The organism is Fodinibius halophilus (assembly GCF_011059105.1).
GTDB lineage: Bacteria > Bacteroidota > Rhodothermia > Balneolales > Balneolaceae > Fodinibius > Fodinibius halophilus.
The window spans coordinates 1-378 of the sequence record NZ_JAALLS010000085.1 but is presented as its reverse complement, the minus strand read 5'-3'; the positions used below and the strand labels follow the sequence as shown (position 1 = coordinate 378).

General features: G+C 51.6%; 1 protein-coding gene. It reads left to right on the top strand.

Going from position 1 to position 378, the window contains the following annotated elements; translation table 11 throughout:
• The coding region (locus G3569_RS18265) for a transposase (protein ID WP_165271523.1) at positions 1–378 on the top strand (378 nt) is incomplete at both ends.

Here is a 378-nt window from a genome sequence, read left to right as displayed (position 1 = left end):
CCCCCGCGGCTGAGCAATCGCTAAGGCAGTGCCTCGAAACACTCGGCCAGCAAATTGATCAGCTAACCCGGCTGATTCGCAAGCATCTGCGCTCCCGGGAGGAGCTCAGAGAGTCTATAAAATATCTGAGTAGCATTCCTGGTATTGGCATCCTCACAATAGCGGTAGTATTGGCAGAAACTACAGGATTCCAGCAGTTTCACAAAATCAGCCAGCTAATCAGTTTCAGCGGCTATGATGTGATCATCCGCCAATCCGGAAAGTGGGCGGGGAAACCCAGAATATCAAAACAGGGATCCAAATATATTCGAAGGGCTATGTTTATGCCTGCCAGTGCGGTTGTTCGCAGTGGCACCGGCCCCACCTATAGGCTCTACG